1 protein-coding gene is annotated in these 409 nt (G+C 50.9%); it reads right to left on the bottom strand.

Annotated elements, in window-relative coordinates; all coding sequences use genetic code 11:
* On the bottom strand, nt 1-409 hold a 409-nt coding region (locus ELS82_RS26010), incomplete at both ends, for an amino acid permease (protein WP_134837863.1).

Here is a 409-nt window from a genome sequence, read left to right as displayed (position 1 = left end):
ATCATCTCCATATCGGTCAGCATCGCGAGCATTCTTGACACCGCAAACACGCTTGCTAGCAAACCGGACGCCGTCGCAACGACTGCGAGCAGCACAGTCAGATAAAATCCGATGGGCCCCAATGCTGGCTGTGCAGCTTGGGCGAGGGCATAGTCTTTGGCTTGTATCAGTTCATTCAACCCAAGACTTGAGCCAACAGCGAGCGCCACGAGAATATATACGACAACGCAAATCAGGATTGAGAACGTAATCGCACGACCTACATTCTTATGAGGGTTCACGATTTCAGCACCACTGTTTGTGATCGTTGTGAACCCTTTGAAGGCCAGAATTGAAAGAGCAATTGATGCGACAAAACCGGCCAATGGAAAGCTCGCGCCGTCGGGTGATGAGGGCTCGAATGAATATC

Origin of the sequence: Vibrio ouci (assembly GCF_004551525.1) — a bacterium.
GTDB lineage: Bacteria > Pseudomonadota > Gammaproteobacteria > Enterobacterales > Vibrionaceae > Vibrio > Vibrio ouci.
Note: the sequence above shows the minus strand (reverse complement) of the source record. Positions and strands in the feature narration are given on the sequence as shown.